The sequence below is a fragment of the Pseudomonas karstica genome (genome assembly GCF_009707515.1).
In the GTDB taxonomy this organism is placed as follows: Bacteria; Pseudomonadota; Gammaproteobacteria; order Pseudomonadales; family Pseudomonadaceae; genus Aquipseudomonas; species Aquipseudomonas karstica.
This window is the reverse complement of sequence record NZ_WLYI01000017.1, coordinates 54,169-73,270: the sequence shown is the minus strand read 5'-3', so window position 1 is coordinate 73,270 and position 19,102 is coordinate 54,169. Positions and strand designations below refer to the sequence as shown.

At 57.4% G+C, this 19,102-nt stretch carries 17 protein-coding genes; 11 read left to right on the top strand and 6 right to left on the bottom strand.

Translation table 11 applies throughout. From position 1 onward, the window contains the following. The first annotated feature begins 73 nt into the window (after positions 1–73). Both prpD and GIR22_RS13845 read left to right on the top strand, forming a co-directional pair. Complete coding sequence (gene prpD / locus GIR22_RS13850; protein WP_154743873.1) at positions 74–1,558, top strand: 2-methylcitrate dehydratase; 1,485 nt, start codon at positions 74–76, stop codon at positions 1,556–1,558. A gap of 188 nt (positions 1,559–1,746) precedes the next feature. Then, positions 1,747–2,682, top strand: a complete 936-nt coding sequence (locus GIR22_RS13845; RefSeq protein ID WP_154743872.1) for a hypothetical protein — start codon at positions 1,747–1,749, stop codon at positions 2,680–2,682. Positions 2,683–2,806: 124 nt separating this feature from the next. Here the strand turns inward: GIR22_RS13845 and GIR22_RS13840 are convergent, their stop codons facing one another. Genes GIR22_RS13840 through GIR22_RS13820 form a run of 5 tightly spaced genes read right to left on the bottom strand, consistent with a single transcriptional unit; the run spans position 2,807 to position 8,271 of the window. Continuing rightward, complete coding sequence (locus tag GIR22_RS13840) at positions 2,807–3,535, bottom strand: alanyl-tRNA editing protein (protein WP_154743871.1); 729 nt, start codon at positions 3,533–3,535, stop codon at positions 2,807–2,809. Between the two features lie 2 nt (positions 3,536–3,537). Then, positions 3,538–4,530, bottom strand: a complete 993-nt coding sequence (locus GIR22_RS13835) for a serine O-acetyltransferase (RefSeq protein ID WP_154743870.1) — start codon at positions 4,528–4,530, stop codon at positions 3,538–3,540. Between the two features lie 22 nt (positions 4,531–4,552). After that, positions 4,553–5,467, bottom strand: a complete 915-nt coding sequence (locus GIR22_RS13830) for a PLP-dependent cysteine synthase family protein (RefSeq protein ID WP_154743927.1) — start codon at positions 5,465–5,467, stop codon at positions 4,553–4,555. Positions 5,468–5,491: 24 nt separating this feature from the next. After that, positions 5,492–7,354 carry a molybdopterin-synthase adenylyltransferase MoeB gene (gene moeB, locus GIR22_RS13825; RefSeq protein WP_154743869.1) on the bottom strand — a complete coding sequence of 621 codons (1,863 nt, stop codon included), beginning with the start codon at positions 7,352–7,354 and terminating at the stop codon, positions 5,492–5,494. 23 nt (positions 7,355–7,377) lie between these two features. After that, entirely contained in the window at positions 7,378–8,271 is an 894-nt protein-coding gene (locus tag GIR22_RS13820) for a DMT family transporter (protein ID WP_178122249.1), read from the bottom strand. A 160-nt stretch (positions 8,272–8,431) separates the two neighbouring features. Here GIR22_RS13820 and GIR22_RS13815 point away from each other — a divergent pair, with 160 nt between their 5' ends. Next, entirely contained in the window at positions 8,432–9,856 is a 1,425-nt protein-coding gene (locus GIR22_RS13815) for an aminotransferase-like domain-containing protein (RefSeq protein WP_154743867.1), read from the top strand. Positions 9,857–9,925: 69 nt separating this feature from the next. Here GIR22_RS13815 and ppsR read toward each other — a convergent pair whose 3' ends face one another. Further along, positions 9,926–10,744: a posphoenolpyruvate synthetase regulatory kinase/phosphorylase PpsR gene (gene ppsR / locus GIR22_RS13810; RefSeq protein WP_154743866.1), complete on the bottom strand. Its 819-nt coding sequence runs from the start codon at positions 10,742–10,744 to the stop codon at positions 9,926–9,928. Between the two features lie 178 nt (positions 10,745–10,922). Here ppsR and ppsA point away from each other — a divergent pair, with 178 nt between their 5' ends. The 8 genes from ppsA to GIR22_RS13770 all read left to right on the top strand — a co-directional run bounded on the left by ppsA (position 10,923) and on the right by GIR22_RS13770 (position 19,063). After that, a complete protein-coding gene (gene ppsA / locus GIR22_RS13805) occupies positions 10,923–13,298 on the top strand; it encodes a phosphoenolpyruvate synthase (protein ID WP_154743865.1) in 2,376 nt (791 codons plus the stop codon). Between the two features lie 99 nt (positions 13,299–13,397). Further along, positions 13,398–14,387 (top strand): alpha/beta fold hydrolase, encoded by a 990-nt coding sequence (locus tag GIR22_RS13800; RefSeq protein WP_154743864.1) that lies wholly within the window; start codon positions 13,398–13,400, stop codon positions 14,385–14,387. Between the two features lie 245 nt (positions 14,388–14,632). Then, positions 14,633–15,124: a ribonuclease E activity regulator RraA gene (gene rraA / locus GIR22_RS13795; RefSeq protein WP_154743863.1), complete on the top strand. Its 492-nt coding sequence runs from the start codon at positions 14,633–14,635 to the stop codon at positions 15,122–15,124. A gap of 25 nt (positions 15,125–15,149) precedes the next feature. After that, positions 15,150–16,145, top strand: coding sequence for a zinc transporter ZntB (locus GIR22_RS13790; protein WP_154743862.1), 996 nt, complete (start codon positions 15,150–15,152; stop codon positions 16,143–16,145). An 86-nt stretch (positions 16,146–16,231) separates the two neighbouring features. After that, positions 16,232–16,477: a CrfX protein gene (locus GIR22_RS13785; protein WP_133101680.1), complete on the top strand. Its 246-nt coding sequence runs from the start codon at positions 16,232–16,234 to the stop codon at positions 16,475–16,477. A gap of 2 nt (positions 16,478–16,479) precedes the next feature. Further along, positions 16,480–17,304 (top strand): mechanosensitive ion channel family protein, encoded by an 825-nt coding sequence (locus GIR22_RS13780; RefSeq protein ID WP_154743861.1) that lies wholly within the window; start codon positions 16,480–16,482, stop codon positions 17,302–17,304. An 86-nt stretch (positions 17,305–17,390) separates the two neighbouring features. Then, positions 17,391–17,981, top strand: a complete 591-nt coding sequence (gene sigX, locus GIR22_RS13775; RefSeq protein ID WP_154743860.1) for an RNA polymerase sigma factor SigX — start codon at positions 17,391–17,393, stop codon at positions 17,979–17,981. Positions 17,982–18,088: 107 nt separating this feature from the next. Continuing rightward, a complete protein-coding gene (locus GIR22_RS13770) occupies positions 18,089–19,063 on the top strand; it encodes an OmpA family protein (RefSeq protein ID WP_154743859.1) in 975 nt (324 codons plus the stop codon). Positions 19,064–19,102: the final 39 nt, after the last annotated feature.

The window sequence follows — 19,102 nt, the reverse complement described above, 5'->3', positions numbered from 1 at the left end:
GATCTGTCTTTAAAAAATACATCAACCCTGACCCTGAGGATGGAACAACCCCTAACCCATTTGGAGTACTGCCATGAGCGCCAACGCCGAGCAAAACAACCGCCCCGACTATGACCAGGTCCTACAAGACATAGCCGATTACGTTTTGAGCTTCAAGATCGAGTCTAAGGATGCCCTGGACACTGCCCGCAACTGCTTGATGGACACCCTCGGCTGCGGCCTGCTGGCCCTGCGTTTTCCAGAGTGCACCAAGCACCTGGGGCCGATTGTCGAAGGGACGGTGGTGCCGTTCGGCGCTCGGGTGCCAGGTACCTCGTTTCGCCTGGACCCGGTCAAGGCGGCGTGGGACATCGGTTGCATCGTGCGTTGGCTCGACTACAACGACACCTGGCTTGCCGCCGAATGGGGTCATCCTTCCGATAACCTCGGCGGCATCCTTGCCGTCGCCGACCACCTCTCGCAAAAACGCCTGGCCAATGGCGATGCGCCGCTGACGGTGCGCGCGGTACTGGATGCGATGATTATGGCCCACGAAATCCAGGGTGTGATTGCCCTGGAAAACGCCTTCAATCGCGTTGGCCTCGACCATGTGCTGCTGGTGAAAATCGCCTCCACTGCCGTCACTGCCAAGTTGATGGGCGCCAACCGAGAACAACTGTTGTCGGCGCTGTCCCAGGCATTTGTCGATGGCCAGGCCCTGCGCACTTACCGTCATGCGCCGAACGCCGGGTCACGTAAGTCCTGGGCGGCGGGCGATGCGTCCAGCCGTGGCGTGCGCCTGGCGGACATTGCCATGCGTGGCGAGATGGGTATTCCCGGGGTGTTGAGCGCACCACAATGGGGGTTCTACGACGTGCTGTTCAGCCACACCAACAAGGACCTGGCGCTTAAGCCCGAAGACAAGCGTGCCTTCAGCTTGTCTCAGCCTTACGGCACCTATGTGATGGAAAACGTGCTGTTCAAGATCAGCTTTCCGGCCGAGTTCCACGCGCAGACAGCCTGTGAAGCGGCGGTGATCTTGCATCCTCAGGTGAAGAATCGCCTGCATGACATTGACCGGATCGTTATCACCACCCACGAGTCGGCGATTCGTATCATTTCCAAAGTGGGGCAACTGGCCAACGCGGCCGACCGGGACCACTGTATCCAGTACATGACGGCCGTCCCCCTGGCGTTTGGCAATCTGGTGGCCGAGCAGTACGAGGATGAGTTTCACGCTGCCCATCCGATCATCGATGAACTGCGGGAGAAAATGGTCATCGTCGAAGAACCACGCTACAGCCGCGAATACCTGGAGGCTGATAAACGCTCCATTGCCAACGCGGTGCAAGTGTTCTTCAACGATGGCTCCAGCACCGGGCAGGTGGCAGTGGAATACCCGATTGGCCATCGCCGCCGCCGGGTGGACGGTATTGCACTGCTGGAAGACAAGTTCAAGGCCAACCTGGCCACGCGCTTTACCGCCCAGCGCAGCGCCGAGATTTTTGCCTTGTGCAAGGATCAGGCGAGGCTTGAGGCGACGCCAGTGAACCGGTTTATGGATTTGTTGGTGGTTTGAAAAATACCGAAGTCGTGCGTCACGCTAAGGGTATGGTGTTGATTTTACATAAATTGTTATCCGTAGCTCCTACAGGCTTGGAACCAAATTCAGACAAGCGCCAATCAGATAATCAGACGACATGCTGTTGCATATTGTCTGGTAAGTGAGTTCAGTAAAACAACGTACTATCTGATGAGTAGGTACTTATGACCAGCGTCAATAATCAGCAAACTGCATATTATCCCGCCCAAAATGAACCGACTCCTCCACCGACGTCCAGTTCGCAGGGCAGCAACGTCGAAGAACAAGCCGGCGCTCGTACCGAGCCAGATTCTTTGCCACCGCGTAAACCACTGACTACGGAGCAGCGCGGCAAATTTTCAACCCATAATGAGCTCGTCAACCCGCCCTCGTCTCAGTCTGCACCTGGTCCACTGGCAGAACTAGCCCGCCAAAACGATGAACTGCGCAGCAGCCTGAAGCAGGTGGTCGCCAAGTTGAAAGAGGAGGTTCAGCAACTTCAACAAGAAATAAGTGCCCTGAGCCAACAGTACGATGCAAAGCAATCTGGCAAAGGCACTGATACCTCGGCCCAGAGCACACCTGATAGCTCTGGCAAAGGCGCTGATACCTCGACCCAGAGCACGCCTGATAACTCTGGCAAAGAATCGAGCAACGAAGCCACCCAACCGAATCCCCCGTCGCCCAACAGTTCCTCTTCTGCTGATGACAGCCAGGCGGCTCATACGCCTGAACAGTTGGCCAGTGAACACGCGCAACTGCGCCAGGGTCTTCAGCAGTTGATGGAGAGTTTCAAAGCAGTGATCGTTCAGCTTCAGCAGCAGATAGAGGCCCTGAAGAAAAAAATAATGGGGGGAGACATGACTGAAGGCTCTTCAGCTGGAAGCGACGCCAGCACTACTGCGCCGTCGAACAGTGCACCGGCTGAGGCACCCGCGTCCACGCCTGATGCAGATCAGGCCCAAACGCAAACGGCCCCAACGAACACAGTTGAAGAACTAACCCGCGACAACCAGAAGCTTCGCGAGGAAACCAGCCAGCTTGTGGGGCAGTTCAATACCGTGATTTCAGAGCTTAAGAAGCAGGTTGCGGAGTTGAAACAACAAATCGCCAATCAATAGGCGTAACGGCGAGGTTAGGCAAACCGCCGACGTATCGGTGAGGGTACCCCATAAAAGCGCTATCCTCATCGCTGGCCCGCTGGCAATTTACACTGGGTCCTTATTGTCCCTGCCACGGGTTGGTTCATTCAAACCGCAAGATCACGCGGCGGTTGTGTTTGCTCTTCTTCTCGATTTTCTCGCAATACACCCGGCCGATTTCCTCGGTGTTGACCACGTGGGTGCCACCGCAGGGCTGGATGTCGATACTGGCAATTTCAATCACACGCACAGCACCCTGAATCACTGGAGGCGCCACCGCCTGGGTACGCGTGATCTGTAGCAAGGTGGAATACTCCGAGGCAGGCATCGACAGGGTCTTGACCTCGTGGGCCTGTTTGATCAAAACGTTGAGGTCGCGGGTGATGCTGTCTTTGTCGAGGGTCATTTCTGGCAAGTCGAAATCCAGGCGACCCTTATCGGTGCTGATACTGCAACCGGTCACGGGGGCGTCGATGATCGAGCACAGCAGATGCAGGCACGTGTGCATTTTCATGTGTTGGTAGCGCCGCTCCCAATCCAGGCTGGCGTCGACCTCTACACCCGCGTGCAGTGAGTCGGGACGCTGTTCCACCTGGTGCCAGATGATCGAACGCAATACCGGGTCTCGCACTGTGCCAATCACGTCTACTCGGGTGCCATCCGCCAGGATGAAGTGACCGGTGTCACCCGGTTGCCCACCGCCGGTGGGGTAGAACAGGGTGTGCTCCAGGGCGATCCCTTGGTCACTGACGGCGATCACCCGCGCGCTGAAGGCGTTTTGATAGGGCGCACTGTCAAACAGCGCCAGGGTTTCCATTGTGTGCACGGACATGTTCAACCTCCGACGATCAGTGGGCTGACTTGCAGCAAATGGCGAACCATTGCGCTCAAGCCAGGGGGAGACAACAGGGTGATTTCAAACTCGGGGCCGCATACTTTCAGGTTGATCGGCAAGCGCGGCGGGTAGCCCGAGGATGAGATGTGACGAAGGCGAAACTGCAAGTGGTGACGCGCTTTGACTGTGGGTTCCAGCAACACGCCGGTCAGGGGGTGGAAGTCGGCGTCCAGCACCGTGACCTTATGGCTGGCATTGATCTCACCCACTACGTGCAGTCGTTCATCGAGGACGAAGGCCCCGAGGTAGTTGCTGTGGTCCGACTCGTCGTTTTTTTGCAATTGGATCTGGTTGACCACCTTGACCTTGGTGCCTGCCGGAACATCCTGGGTGATCACGCAGGCGGGGCTGATGAACACGTTGTCACCGATCAGTACATAACCGAGCACCCTGGCACCTGCGCCGACTTCGACGTTGTTGCCCAGGTGGGGATGGCGCTTTCCATCGGGGTTGTTGGCGATGCCCCGGGAGCCGAGGGTCACGCCGCAGAGGATGTAGCAGTCGTTGCCAATTTCGCAGGTTTCGCCGATGACGGTGCCGTAGCCGTGATCAAGCACGAAGCGCCGGCCAATCCGCGCCGCAGGATGGATCTCGGCTCCGGACAAGATCTTGCCCTGATTGCTCAACCTCAGCGCGATAGCCGCAAACACACCGTTGGGCTGCTCGGGAAAGTTCCACACCCAATGGGCCAGCCGGTAGTACAGCACGGCCTTGAATGAGGCGTAGGACTCCAGGATCAGTTCGGCGCGCCCGCGGGATGCGGGGTCGCGGTAGGCATAAGCGATCAGGTCCTCGGCCACAGCCTGCGCTGCCGTCTGGATCAGCGGTGCCAGGTGCGCTTGCAGAGCCTGCATCTGTGCAGGCGTGAGGCTGGTGATGAGGTGGGTGAGCAACTCATCATGCAGTTGTTGCATGTCGATAAAGCCGCCCATGGAGGCGCCCCCGTAATTGTCGTTATTCGAAACAGGGTAAGTAGCTGTCCGCACTGTCGTAGACCATGGTCAGGACGACGGTCTCGGTGGGCAGCTCCGGTGCGAGCTTGGCGATGGCCACCATGTTGGCGGCCGAAGACAACCCCAGGCTGATGGCGTCGGTGCGCATGATGCGTTTCATCATCTCCAGGCATTCCTCCCGGGAGACCTTGAGCATGCCGTCCAACACCGCGAGGTTGAGAATGCTCGGGATCAGTCCGATGGACAGGCCCTGGATATGGTGCGGTGCATGCTGATCCTTGAGCAGGTCACATTCCTCCGGTTCCACGCCCATGACCCGGATGGCTGGCCAGGTGCTCTTGAGGGTTTCGCCAATGCCGGTGATATGGCCACCAGTGCCAATGCCGCTGATGAAATAATCCACACGCCGGTCGCCAAATGCACGGATGATTTCCCGGGCGGTAGTGTCGCGGTGGGTCTGTGGGTTGGCGCCATTGCGTTGCTGGTTGAGCATCACAAAGTTGGGGTTTTCCAACTGTAGCTCGAGGCATTTTTCGCCATGGGAATTGTTGCCCAGGCGGCTGTCCGACAGCACCACTTTGGCCCCGTACAGGCGCAACAGTTTCTGTTTTTCCGGGCTGTAGTTGTCCGGGATCACCAATACCACCTTGTAGCCCAGCACGTTACCGGCCATCACCAGGCCAATCCCGGTGTTGCCGCCGCTGGGCTCGATGATGGTTTGCCCGGAGCCGCGGATCAGCACGCCCCGGCGCTCGGCGTCGAGGATCATGCCCAGGGCGATGCGCGCCTTGTGGCTGCCGCCCGGGTTCAGCGACTCCAACTTGGCAAAGACCTCGATGCCGAGGTCTTCGGAAAATTGCTCCAGGCGCACGATGGGTGTCTGGCCAATGGCGTCGAGTATCGAGTTATGCAACATCAAATAGGAACCCATGGCTGCTTGTCAGTACAAAGGCATGTCGGGTTCGACATCGCGAACCCAGTGTTTCATGCCGCCTTGCAGTACTTTGGTGTTGGCGAAACCGGCTGCCAGCAAAGTGCTGGCGGCCTGTTCGGCCCTGGTCCCGGCGTAGCAGATCAGATAGTGGGTATTGTCCCGGCTCAGGCGCTCGAGTTGCCCGTCGAGCTCGGCCAGGGGAATGTGTACCACCCCGGGGAGTTTGCAGACTTCCAGCTCACTGGCATCGCGCACGTCCAGGAGAATGTCGGCGCTTCGTTGTTGTTCCAGTAGTTGCTTGAGCACGCGTGGCTTGATGTAGCGCTCTGCGGCCAGGGCCGGGGTGGCGCAGACGGCGTCGGCGCAGACGGCCGGTGCTGCTTGTTCGGTGTGGCGCAGCTCGGAGCAGCATGGGCAGCCGGCACGGCGTTTGAAGCGGATTTCGCTGAACTTCATCGCCAGGGCATCGAAGCGCATCAGTCGGCCGGACAGCGGCTCGCCAATGCCAATCAACAGCTTGATGGCTTCGGTGGCCTGGATCATCCCGACCACTCCGGGCAGTACACCGATTACTCCGCCCGCACTGCAGTTGGGTGCCAGCTCTGCCGGAGGTGCATGGGGGAAAAGGCAGCGATAACACGGGCCGCCTTTGTAGTTGAGGACGCTGATCTGCCCGTCGAAACGGTAGATGGCGCCGTACACCAGCGGTTTACCCAGTTGCACGCAGGCATCGTTGACCAGGTAGCGAGTTTCAAAGTTATCGGTGCCGTCGATCACCAGATCATAGGCACCCACCAACTCCAAGGCGTTATCGGCGTTTAGCGTGGTGTCGTGGGCATTGATCTGGATGTGGCTGTTCAGGTCTTGCAGGCGCTGCTTGGCGGACTCGACCTTGGACATGCCCAGGGTGCTGTTGCCATGGACAATCTGGCGTTGCAGGTTACTGCTTTCCACTACATCGAAGTCCACCAGGCCCAGGGTGCCGATGCCGGCCGCTGCCAGGTACAGGCTGATGGGTGAGCCCAGGCCGCCGGTGCCGATGATCAGCACCTTGGCTTTTTTCAGGTTCAACTGGCCTTCGCGACCTACGCCGGGAAGGGTGATGTGGCGCACATAGCGCTGCACTTCCTCATTACTCAATGGGTCGACGTCGATGCCGCCGGAGGTGGCGAGAAGAACCTCGATCTTCGCCTTTTCTGGCAAGCGATCATCGGCTTCGATCAGTTCTTCCTCGGCGGTAAACAGGAAGTGCTCCTTGAGCTGATTGTTTTTTTCGTGGAACAGATGCGCCCGCAATTGCGGGTGGCTGATGCACAGGTTTTCAATGACTTCGCGCAATGTCGATCCGGCACCCTCCAGAGTCGAGTCGGGAAGCCTGGCCACGCGGACCAGGATGTCGGGAAAAGAGACAGCGTTCATGCACAACTCCGTTTGTTGGTCGTTGAAGGGGTTACGGGCAAAGCGGCTGCCATCCCAGGCAAATAGCTTGGAACCCTGGACATTACTGTTGCGTACATCCACCACCAGATAACTGACGGGATGGATCGGCTCGCCCATGAACAAGGCCTTGTCCTGATCCTCTTCACTGAAATAGGCACCCACATCAGGGTGGGAGTGATAGATCACCACCACCGGGTTATCACTGCGAAAAGCCTTGTTCATCATCAGGGTGTCGGCCACCGAAAAGGTATAGCCATTGGCTGCACTGCGCGGGTAGGCCTCAGGATTCTTGCGATGCAGCTCATTCTGGATATTGTTGCCCAAGTGCACGCTGCCATCGGCGAAGACGAAACCGCAGCACTCCTCGGGGTAAGTGCGGCTGGCGTGGGCGTAAATCTGTTCCAGAACGGTGTGGCGCAGGACGTCCATGCTTCTTTCGGGTTGATGGGCATTCATTTTTTCTTGGCCAGGAGTTTTTCAATCGGCAGTTTGGTGATCGCAAAGCCGATCAACAGGATCGCCGAATACAGCATCAGGTCCTTGGAAATTTCCACGCCTTCGTACCAGGCACCGATGATCACGGCGAACACCGGGAAAATGATGAAGACGAAGGACAGGATGATTGGGCTCAAGCGCTTGAGCAGCATGAAATACACAATGAAACCGCCCACCGAGGCCACCAGCCCCAGGTAGAACAGGGCACTCCAGGAACGCAGGGTGATGTTCTCGAAGGCCGGGGTTTCAAACCATAGCCCGGCGAGAAACAGCATCAGGCCGGCGATGCCGATCGGTAGGGTGTTGTAGGTAATGACGCTGATGGCACTGCCTTTTTGCTTGGTGATGACATAGCACAAGGCATGCATGATCGCCGCGGCGAGAATCGCCAGTACGCCGAAGAACTCGGCATGGTCCAGGTGCAGGCCCTGGCTCTTGATGATCATGTAGAGGCTGGCGAAACCGATGCCGATGCCGACCACCTGGGAAAAGTAGATACGCTCACGCAAGAACAGCGCGGAAAAAATCAGGATGAATACCGGCATGCAACTGAACAGCAGGGCGGTGAGGCCGGACGAGACATGCATCTCGCCATAGTTGAGCAGGTAGTAGGGAATACTGAAGTAGGAAAGGGTCACGAATACAAAGAACCAGCGGCTTTCCCGAGGGAACAGGATCGACTCCCGGCGCACCATGGCAAAACACAGGAACAGCGGGAAGGCGATCAAGAAACGCAGGCCGGCAGAGGTCAGCGGCGGCACACTTTCCACTGCAATCTTGATACCTAGCCAAGTGGTGCCCCAGCTCAGGCAGACAATCAGAAACATGACACTGGTAACCAGGCCTGCCAGCCACTGCTTGTGTGTTTTTGTTTTTTCGGCATTTTCGAGAACGGCGGACATTGGCATCGCTTCTTGCTTCCCTGATACGGAATTGAGCTCTATATTGACTCGGTATTTAGAGACCTAATCCAGTGATTGAACCTGTTAAAGCACACTATTTGGGCGAATGATGACTGTCAAAACAAATATTGACATGGTGTCAATTATGCGGGAAGGGCTGTCCAGTGGGCAGGGCGTCAAGTACAAACGCCTGTCCGATGTCATGGAGCGGGGCATCCTTGAGGGCTTGATTGAACCGGGACGAAAACTGCCGCCCCATCGGGTGCTTTCCGACAATTTGGGCGTCACCATCGGCACCATCAGCCGGGCCTACGGCGAACTGGAACGCCTGGGGTTGGTGGTTGCACGGGTGGGTGACGGTACTTTCGTGCGAAAACGTGGGATGGAGCGTCAACGGGATGAAGGCTTTCGTAATTTCAGCGAGGAGCCTCGGCAGTATTTCGACATGAGCCGCAACATGCATATCCCGGGGCAGGAGACGACATTCCTGGCCCAGAGTTTTCAAACCCTGGCCAACAATGCCAAGTTCCTGCAAGACATCAGTGCATATACCCCGGATGCCGGCTTGCCTCGTTACCGCGCTGCCGGTGCCCAGTGGCTGACTCAGCGCGACTTCAACCCGATTCCCGAGCAAGTAATCTGCGTCAATGGCGGCCAGCACGGGTTGCTATGCGCCATGATGGCCTTGTTGCGGGCTGGGGACACGGTGGTCACCGAGCAACTGACCTACCCCGGGTTGATCACCGCCGCGCGCATGCTTGGCATACGCTTGATCGGCCTGGAGATGGATGAAGAAGGGCTGCTGCCGGGAGCCGTGGATGAAGTCTGCCGCAATCACCGGGTGTCGGCCTTGTACTGCACGCCGACGATTCAGAATCCGACGACGACGGTGCTGTCAGCCGCCCGCCGTGAGGCGTTGGCCAAGGTCTGTCGCGAACACAATCTGTTGATTCTCGAAGACGAGGCCCATGGTGTGCTGGTGGAGGATCGACCACCGCCCCTGAGCCATTTCGCCCCGGAGCGCACGATTTTGATCAGTAGCCTGAGCAAGGCCGTATCAGCGGGGTTGAGGGTCGGCTACGTGCACGCGCCGCCGGCGTTGGTCAGTCGCATCTCTGCAGCTCTGCGCTCTACCTGCTGGATGGCCACGCCAGTCACTCTGGAGTTGGCTACCCAGTGGATCGAGAACGGTACGGCGGAGTACTTGCTGCACCAGCAAATCAACGAGATCAGCCGGCGCAAGGCACTGGTCGAAGACCTGCTTGCCGGCCTTGAATACCACACTCACCTCAACAGTCCGCATTTCTGGATCGAAGTCCCGGAGCCCTGGCGGGCGTCGGAAATCGAAGCCGAACTCAAGCAGAACAATTACCTGATCGCCACCGCCGAGGCGTTTGCCGTCGGGCAGACGGCGGTGCCGCAATTTATTCGGGCGAGTATTTGTAATACGTCGGGGGATGATCAGTTGCTGCTGGATGGGTTTGATGCGTTGGCCACGGCACTGGGGCAGGGTGGGGGACGGTTTCAGCTATAAGCTTCAAGCCGCAAGGCAAGTGCCGAGTGGCATTTACTTGCAGCTATAAGTTTGCGGCGTGTGGCTACCTCACTTGAACCTGCGTTCCACGCCTTTCTCCACCAGGATCTTTGCCGAAATCTCTTCCACCGAAAAATGCGTGGAATTGATGTGCGCAATATTCTCGCGACGGAACAGGTTTTCCACTTCCCGCACCTCAAACTCGCACTGGGCATAGCTGGAGTAGCGGCTGTTGGGCTTGCGCTCATTGCGAATGGCGGTGAGGCGGTCCGGGTCGATGGTCAGGCCGAACAGCTTGTGCTGGTGGGCGCGCAGGGCCGCCGGCAGCGTCAGGTGTTCCATGTCGTCTTCGGTCAGGGGGTAGTTGGCGGCACGGATACCGAATTGCATGGCCATATAGAGGCAGGTTGGGGTCTTGCCGCAACGGGACACGCCCACCAGGATCAGGTCGGCTTTGTCATAGTAGTGGGTGCGGGCGCCGTCGTCATTGTCCAGGGCGAAATTCACCGCCTCGATGCGCTCCATATAGTTGGAGTTATGGCCAATGGAATGGGACTTGCCCACGGAGTATGAGGAATGTTCACTCAACTCCTGTTCCAGGGGCGCCAGGAAGGTCGAGAAAATGTCGATCATGAAACCATTGGAGGTTGCGAGGATCTCACGAATGTCTTGATTGACGATGGTGTCGAAAATGATCGGGCGAAAACCGTCTTTTTCGGCGGCCAGATTGATTTGTTGTACCATGGCCCGCGCTTTATCCATGCTATCGATATAGGGCCGCGTGAATTTGCTGAAGGTAATGTTTTCGAACTGCGCCAACAGGCTTTGACCCAGGGTTTCGGCTGTAATGCCGGTGCCGTCGGAGATAAAGAAAGCAGATCGTTTCATTTGAGCCTTGGGCCTTAAGCTGATGACGAATCTTGGATATGATAGGCGCGATTTTGCCGTCCCGCAGTGGGCCGCATTCTCACTTATTTTCCAGGTCCAGGCCACAAGCACCGGTGTTCGCTCTTACTGAGCAGCCGGCGTCCTGAGCTTTTCCAACACAGTTAGTGGAGAGATCACCTTGGTAGAGTACGTAGTTTCCCTCGATAAGCTCGGCGTCCATGATGTAGAGCATGTGGGGGGCAAGAACGCATCCCTCGGCGAGATGATCAGTAATCTTGCAGGCGCTGGTGTCTCGGTGCCCGGTGGTTTTGCCACCACGGCCCAGGCTTACCGCGATTTCCTCGAACTGAGCGGCCTCAATGCTCAGATCCACGCCGCGCTGGACGCCCTGGACGTTGATGACATCAGCGCCCTGACCAAGACCGGTGCCCAGATCCGCCAGTGGATCATGGAAGCCGAGTTCCCCGAGAAGCTCAACGACGAAATCCGCACCGCCTTCGCGACATTGTCGGCCGGTAACCCGGATATGGCCGTTGCCGTTCGCTCCTCGGCTACCGCCGAAGACTTGCCGGACGCCTCCTTTGCCGGCCAGCAAGAAACCTTCCTTAATATCCGCGGCGTTGAAAACGTCATCCGTGCGGCCAAGGAAGTGTTCGCCTCGCTGTTCAACGATCGCGCTATTTCCTACCGCGTACACCAGGGGTTCGACCACAAGCTGGTGGCCCTGTCTGCCGGTGTGCAGCGCATGGTGCGTTCGGAAACCGGTACCGCCGGCGTGATGTTCACCCTGGATACCGAATCGGGCTTTCGTGACGTGGTGTTTATCACCGGCGCTTACGGCCTGGGGGAAACCGTCGTACAAGGCGCGGTCAACCCGGACGAATTCTACGTCCACAAACACACGCTTGAAGCCGGCCGTCCGGCGATCCTGCGCCGCAACCTGGGCAGCAAGGCAATCAAGATGATCTACGGCGACGAGGCCAAGGCCGGTCGCTCGGTGAAAACCGTTGATGTCGACAAGGCCGAGCGTGCGCGTTTTTGCCTGAGCGATGCCGAGGTCAGCGAATTGGCCAAGCAAGCAATGATCATCGAGAAGCACTACAAGTGCCCGATGGACATCGAGTGGGCCAAAGACGGCGACGACGGCAAGCTGTATATCGTGCAGGCCCGACCTGAAACCGTGAAGAGCCGTACTTCGGCCAACGTGATGGAACGCTACCTGTTGAAAGAAACCGGTACCGTGCTGGTGGAAGGGCGTGCCATCGGCCAGCGCATCGGCGCCGGCAAGGTGCGGATCATCAAGGACGTGTCCGAGATGGACAAGGTCCAGCCAGGTGACGTGCTGGTCTCCGACATGACCGACCCGGACTGGGAGCCGGTCATGAAGCGCGCGAGCGCCATTGTCACCAACCGTGGCGGGCGAACCTGCCACGCGGCGATCATCGCCCGTGAACTGGGGATTCCAGCCGTAGTCGGTTGCGGCAACGCCACTCAGCTATTGAAGGACGGCCAAGGCGTGACCGTGTCTTGCGCCGAAGGCGACACCGGGTTGATCTTCGAGGGTGAGCTGGGCTTCGACATCAAGCAAAACTCCATCGACGCCATGCCGGACCTGCCGTTCAAGATCATGATGAACGTCGGCAACCCGGACCGGGCCTTCGATTTTGCCCAGTTGCCGAACGCCGGCGTGGGCTTGGCCCGCCTGGAGTTCATCATCAACCGGATGATCGGCGTGCATCCCAAGGCGCTGTTGAACTACGACGGCCTGCCGTTGGACATCAAGGAAAGCGTCGACAAGCGCATCGCCGGCTACAACGATCCGGTGGGCTTCTACGTCGAGAAGCTGGTGGAAGGCATCAGTACCCTGGCGGCGGCGTTCTACCCGAAAAAGGTCATCGTGCGCCTGTCGGACTTCAAGTCCAACGAATACGCCAACCTGATCGGCGGCAAGCTCTACGAACCGGAAGAAGAAAACCCGATGTTGGGCTTCCGTGGTGCCTCGCGTTACATCAGCGAAGCCTTCCGTGATTGCTTCGAGCTTGAATGCCGTGCGCTCAAGCGCGTGCGCAACGAGATGGGCCTGACCAACGTCGAGATCATGGTGCCGTTCGTACGCACGTTGGGCGAAGCGAGCCAAGTGGTCGACCTGTTGGCGGAAAATGGCCTGTCCCGTGGCGAAAACGGCCTGCGCGTCATCATGATGTGTGAACTGCCATCCAACGCCATCCTCGCCGAAGAGTTCCTGGAGTTCTTCGACGGCTTCTCCATCGGCTCCAACGACCTGACCCAACTGACCCTGGGCCTGGACCGCGACTCGGGGATCATCGCCCATTTGTTCGACGAGCGTAATCCTGCGGTCAAGAAGCTGCTGGCCAATGCCATCCAGGCCTGTAACAAGGCCGGCAAGTACATCGGCATCTGCGGCCAGGGTCCTTCCGACCACCCGGACCTTGCCAAATGGCTGATGGAGCAGGGCATCGAAAGCGTCTCGCTGAACCCCGACTCTGTGCTGGAAACCTGGTTCTTCCTGGCGGAAGGCCAAGCCCCAGCCTAAGTTGCCACATGCCGGTCAGTCTTGCGGCTGACCGGCATTTCTCATTCTGTACAGGGCGGAATTCCATCCGGACGCCGCCCTTTTTTGTGCAAGAGCATTATGCAAAGCAGCAGTGACTTGTTTCCCGTCGCCTTGATCAGCGCTGAGCGTCGTGGCGACCTGAGTGAAGACGCCTATCGTCTCAAACCCGGCAACAGCCCTGATGGCACCGTCGAATTGGTCCTGACCCGTCTGGGTTTGGCCGATGCCCCGCAAAGCCGCGGCGTGCCGGTCGTGCTACTGCATGGCAGCTTTTCCAATCGACGTTTCTGGTACTCGCCCAAGGGTATTGGCCTGGGAGCCTATCTGGCTCGGCAGGGATTTGACGTATGGATCCCGGAAATGCGCGGTCACGGCTTGTCCCGGCGCAACCAGAACTACGCCAAAAACCGTGTGGCTGACTATGCTCGTTACGATTTGCCGGCCATTGCCGCCTTTGTTTGTGAGCAGAGTGGGCAGGTTCCCCACTGGATTGGTCACTCTCTGGGAGGGATCACGCTGGCAGCCGCGTTGGGTGGCCAGTATCTGGGCGCACCTGCGGTGGCATCAGTGGCATTGTTTGGTTGCCAGGTCAGTCGCGCTTGGTGGCCACTGAAGATTCCTCTGGTGGAGTGGGGCGCTCGGTTTATCTTGAAGCGCTTCTCTCGGCTGTCCGGTACCAGGCTCAAGCGCGGCCCCGAAGACGAACCTATCGGCTTGGCTCTGGAAACCATGCGTTGGCACGGCTTGTTCGGGCGTTTTGGCGATGCTGAGGGCGATTGGTGGGCCGGGCTGGCCGAGGTGGGTGTACCGCTTTTGGCGGTGAGCGCCGCCGGCGATTATCAGGATCCGGACTGGGCCTGCCGCAAACTTTACGAACAGGTTGGCTCTGAGCACCGTCAGTATCTGTGCCTGGGGCGCAAGCAAGGGTTTGGTGGTGACTTCGGGCATGTCGAGATGTTGGTCAGCAAAGCAGCCCAGGCCGAAGTCTGGCCGTTGGTGCAACGTTGGCTGAGAGATCCGCTGGCACCTTTGGTTGGATCGCCACCTCAGGTGATCGCGGCACTTTGAAAAAGAAGGCTCTACCAAGGACGTTTCGCTGGTTTGTGGTTGCAGCTAGGATATGAGGCATCGAGCTGTTCTGGTTATATTCAGTCGCGCAGTGGCTATTGCGTTACACCTGAGCGGGGCTGATCATTGCCGGCCACAACGAGCCTGACCTAAAGAATCCTCGTTGCGATGCGTTTTCCTGAGTTAAAGGGCTGATGTAAGCCGTGGGCTGTTCGACACTTCTTTTCACCTGCAGGAGTTTCCCGATGAACCATTACATTACCCCCGACCTGTGTGATGCCTACCCGGAGCTGGTGCAGGTGGTCGAGCCGATGTTCAGCAATTTTGGTGGCCGAGATTCCTTTGGTGGCCAGATCGTTACCATCAAGTGCTTCGAGGACAACTCCCTGGTCAAGTCGCAAGCCGAGTTGGACGGCACAGGTAAAGTGTTGGTGGTCGACGGTGGCGGTTCCCTGCGTTGTGCCCTGCTCGGTGACATGATCGCCGAGAAAGCCGCGAAAAACGGCTGGGAAGGGTTGGTGATCTACGGTTGCATCCGCGATGTCGACGTCATCGCCCAAACCGACCTGGGCGTACAGGCCCTGGCGAGCCATCCGATGAAGACCGACAAGCGTGGCCTCGGCGATTTGAACGTGGTTGTGACCTTTGCTGGCGTGACGTTCCGTCCGGGTGAGTATGTCTATGCCGACAATAACGGCGTGATCATCTCTCCCCGCGCGCTGAAAATGCCTGAATAAATTGCGATAGCCACTAGGGGTAAGGATGTTCGAGGAAGAAAACGCGCAATGGGGGTTGGTGCATGCCCTGGTGCTGGATGGCAAAGGCGGTGCGCGTTCGATTGCCCGGACCGAGTTGGATGAACTGCAACTGCAACCCCAGGAAAGCCTGTGGCTGCATTGGGATCGCAGCCATCCCCAGACCCAGACCTGGTTGCGCAAATCCAGCGGCTTGAGCGAATTTGCCTGTGACTTGCTGCTGGAAGAGAACACCCGGCCACGCTTGTTAGCGCTGCCGGACGCCGAATTGCTGTTGTTCTTGCGTGGGGTCAACCTCAATCCCGGGGCCGAGCCGGAAGACATGGTGTCGGTGCGGATTTTCGCCGCGGCTTCGCGGGTCATTTCGCTGCGTCTGCGACCGTTGCGCGCCACCGATGAGTTGCTGGTGCAGTTGGCGAGCGGTACAGGGCCTAAAACGGCATCGGAACTTATCCTTTATATGGCGCAGTACCTGACCAACAAGGTGCAGGATCTGGTCAGTGACCTTTCTGAAATCGTCGATGTTGAAGAAGAAAAACTGGATGCCGACGAACGGTATACCCCTGAACATGGCAGCGTTTTGCAGATCCGTCGGCGGGCCGCTGGTCTGAAGCGCTTTTTATCACCCCAGCGGGATATTTTCGCTCAGATGACCCGCACCAAGTTGTCCTGGTTCGTCGACGACGATGCTGATTATTGGAATGAGTTGAACAACAGCCTGACCCGCTACCTGGAAGAGCTGGAATTGACCCGAGAGCGCGTGGGCCTTGTGCTTGAGGCCGAAGACCGGCGCTTGAGCGTGCGCATGAATCGCACCATGTACCGCTTCGGGATCATCACCGGGATTTTCCTGCCGATGAGTTTCCTGACGGGGCTGCTGGGCATCAACGTGGGAGGGATTCCGTTCTCTTCCAGCCCTTATGGGTTCTTGATCGCCTGCTTGATGATGGTGTCTGTGGCACTGGGGCAGTGGTGGTTGTTTCGACGTTTGCGCTGGGTTTGACTTGAATATGACCTGAACGTACGACAAGGTCTTGTGACTTGAAGGATTTTACCCTCGTCTTTTAAAACACTTGCGAGAGGTCACTTATGCACGATCCGTTCGAACAGTCTTTACGCGACATGCTCAATGCCTCACCACCCAATCGGGACGATGATGCTTGTCTGGGCCGCGTATTGAAAACCGCCAACCGTCAGGTAGGGGCGGGGGATCTGTTCGGTTTGCTCGGTCGTTGGTTGCCGGCGTTGATGATGGCCCTGAACAATGGTTCTGCCCACGTCTCCCCTGTTTCCCGTCGTAAACCTATTGCTCGCACTGCTGATAAGGCTGATTGAATATGGAACTTGATCTCTGGACGCAGAGTCTGGTAACTGCAATGACTGCACTGTGGACCAAGGTGGCGAATTTCATTCCCAACCTGTTTGGCGCCCTTGTAGTGGTTTTACTGGGTTTTGTCGTGGCCAAGTTGCTCGACACCCTGCTGTCCAAGTTGCTGGCCAAATTGGGCCTTGATCGCTTGATGGGCGGCACTGGCCTTACCAAGTTGTTAGGTCGTGCCGGGCTGCAAGTGCCGATATCGACATTGATCGGCAAGATCGTCTATTGGTTCGTGTTGCTGATTTTTTTGGTTTCTGCAGCTGAATCACTTGGACTTGAGCGAGTTTCAGCTACGCTCGACATGTTGGCGCTGTATTTGCCCAAGGTATTCGGCGGCGCGCTGGTGTTGTTGGTGGGAGTCTTGCTGGCGCAATTGGCCAATGGGTTGGTTCGCGGCGCGGCTGAAGGAGTAGGGCTGGATTACGCCAGCGGCCTGGGGCGGATCGTTCAGGGATTGGTGATCATCATCAGTATCTCGGTCGCAATCAGCCAGTTGGAGGTCAAGACTGACCTTCTCAACCATGTGATTGTGATTGTTTTGATTACCGTTGGTCTGGCTGTAGCGCTGGCCATGGGTTTGGGAAGCCGGGATATTGCCGGCCAGATTCTTGCGGGAATCTATGTGCGTGAGTTGTACCAGGTTGGGCAGCACGTGCGTGTGGGCGAGGTCGAAGGGCAGATCGAGGAGATCGGTACGGTTAAGACAACAGTGCTGACCGATGATGGCGAACTGATTTCGTTGTCCAATCGGATTCTGCTGGAACAGCATGTGAGTAGCCGCTAATCCGGCAACCCTGCTAATGTACGCCGCCGCAACCTTGGGTACCCGGGCTGTGGCGGACATTGACCTGACTGTCGGCACGACTTGTTTTGAATAAAGCCCAAACGCTGTCCACGCGCTATGACCCCCGTGAACTCTCTGATGAGGAGTTGGTCGCGCGCTCGCACACGGAGCTGTTTCACGTAACACGGGCGTACGAAGAGTTGATGCGCAGGTATCAACGCACCTTGTTCAACGTTTGTTCAAGATATTTGGGGAACGATCGGGATGCGGATGATGTCTGTCAGGAAGTGATGCTCAAGGTGTTGTATGGCCTGAAGAACTTTGAGGGTAAATCGAAGTTCAAAACCTGGCTCTACAGCATCACGTACAATGAGTGCATCACGCAGTATCGGAAGGAACGGCGAAAGCGTCGCTTGATGGACGCTTTAAGTCTGGACCCCCTTGAGGAAGCGACTGAAGAAAAGACGCCGACACCTGAGGAGAAGGGCGGGCTTGATCGCTGGTTGGTGCATGTGAATCCGATTGACCGGGAAATTTTGGTGCTACGATTTGTCGCAGAGCTGGAGTTTCAGGAAATCGCTGACATCATGCATATGGGTTTGAGTGCTACAAAAATGCGTTACAAACGTGCTCTTGATAAATTACGTGAGAAATTTGCGGACGGTACTGAAACTTAGTTCAGTGCAAATATCTCTTACGTGTAGGCAAGTTCTGTTAGACTTGTCACCGAGTTGTCCCCCGGTATGTGGGACTGCTTTACAATCACCAGATGGGGATTTAACGGATGAAACTGAAAAACACCTTGGGCTTGGCCATTGGTTCTCTTATTGCCGCTACTTCTTTCGGCGTTCTGGCACAAGGCCAAGGCGCAGTTGAAGGCGAGCTGTTCTACAAGAAGCAGTACAACGATAGCGTCAAAAATATCGAAGACGGCTTCAATCCAGGCGCTCGCATTGGTTATTTCCTGACCGACGACCTCGAGCTGAACCTCAGCTACGACAAAACCAACCACACCCGTTCGAACAACGGTACTGGCAACCAGAAGATTGGTGGTGATACTGGTAGCCTGGTTGCTACCTACCACTTCGGTCAGGCTGGCGTCGACTCCCTGCGTCCATACCTGGAAGGCGGTTTCGGTCACCAGAGCCGTGGTAGCGTCAAAGCTGACGGTCACAGCGGTCGCGATCAGTCGACCCTGGCTATCATCGGTACCGGCGTGAAGTACTACTTCACCAACAACCTGTACGCTCGTGCCGGTGTTGAAGCTGACTACGCAATGGACAACGGCAAGTGGGACTACGCTGCCCTGGTTGGTCTGGGTGTGAACTTCGGCGGTAACGCCGGCGCAGTAGCTCCTGCCCCAGCACCTGCTCCAGAGCCAGTTCCAGAGCCAGAAGCTCCGGTTGCTCAGGTTGTTCGTGTTGAGCTGGACGTGAAGTTCGACTTCGACAAGTCGGTTGTCAAGTCTGACAGCTACAGCGACGTGCAAAACCTCGCTGACTTCATGAAGCAGTACCCAGCTACCAACGTTGAAGTTGCTGGTCACACTGACTCCATCGGTCCAGACGCTTACAACCAGAAGCTGTCCCAGCGTCGTGCTGACGCTGTTAAGCAAGTCCTGGTCAGTGATGGCGTTGAAGCTAACCGTGTAACTTCGGTTGGTTACGGTGAATCCCGCCCAGTTGCTGACAACGCAACTGACGCAGGTCGTGCTGTTAACCGTCGCGTAGAAGCCTCGGTTGAAGCTCAAGCTCAGTAATTACTGAGTGGTAGAAAAAAGCCCGGCTTAGGCCGGGCT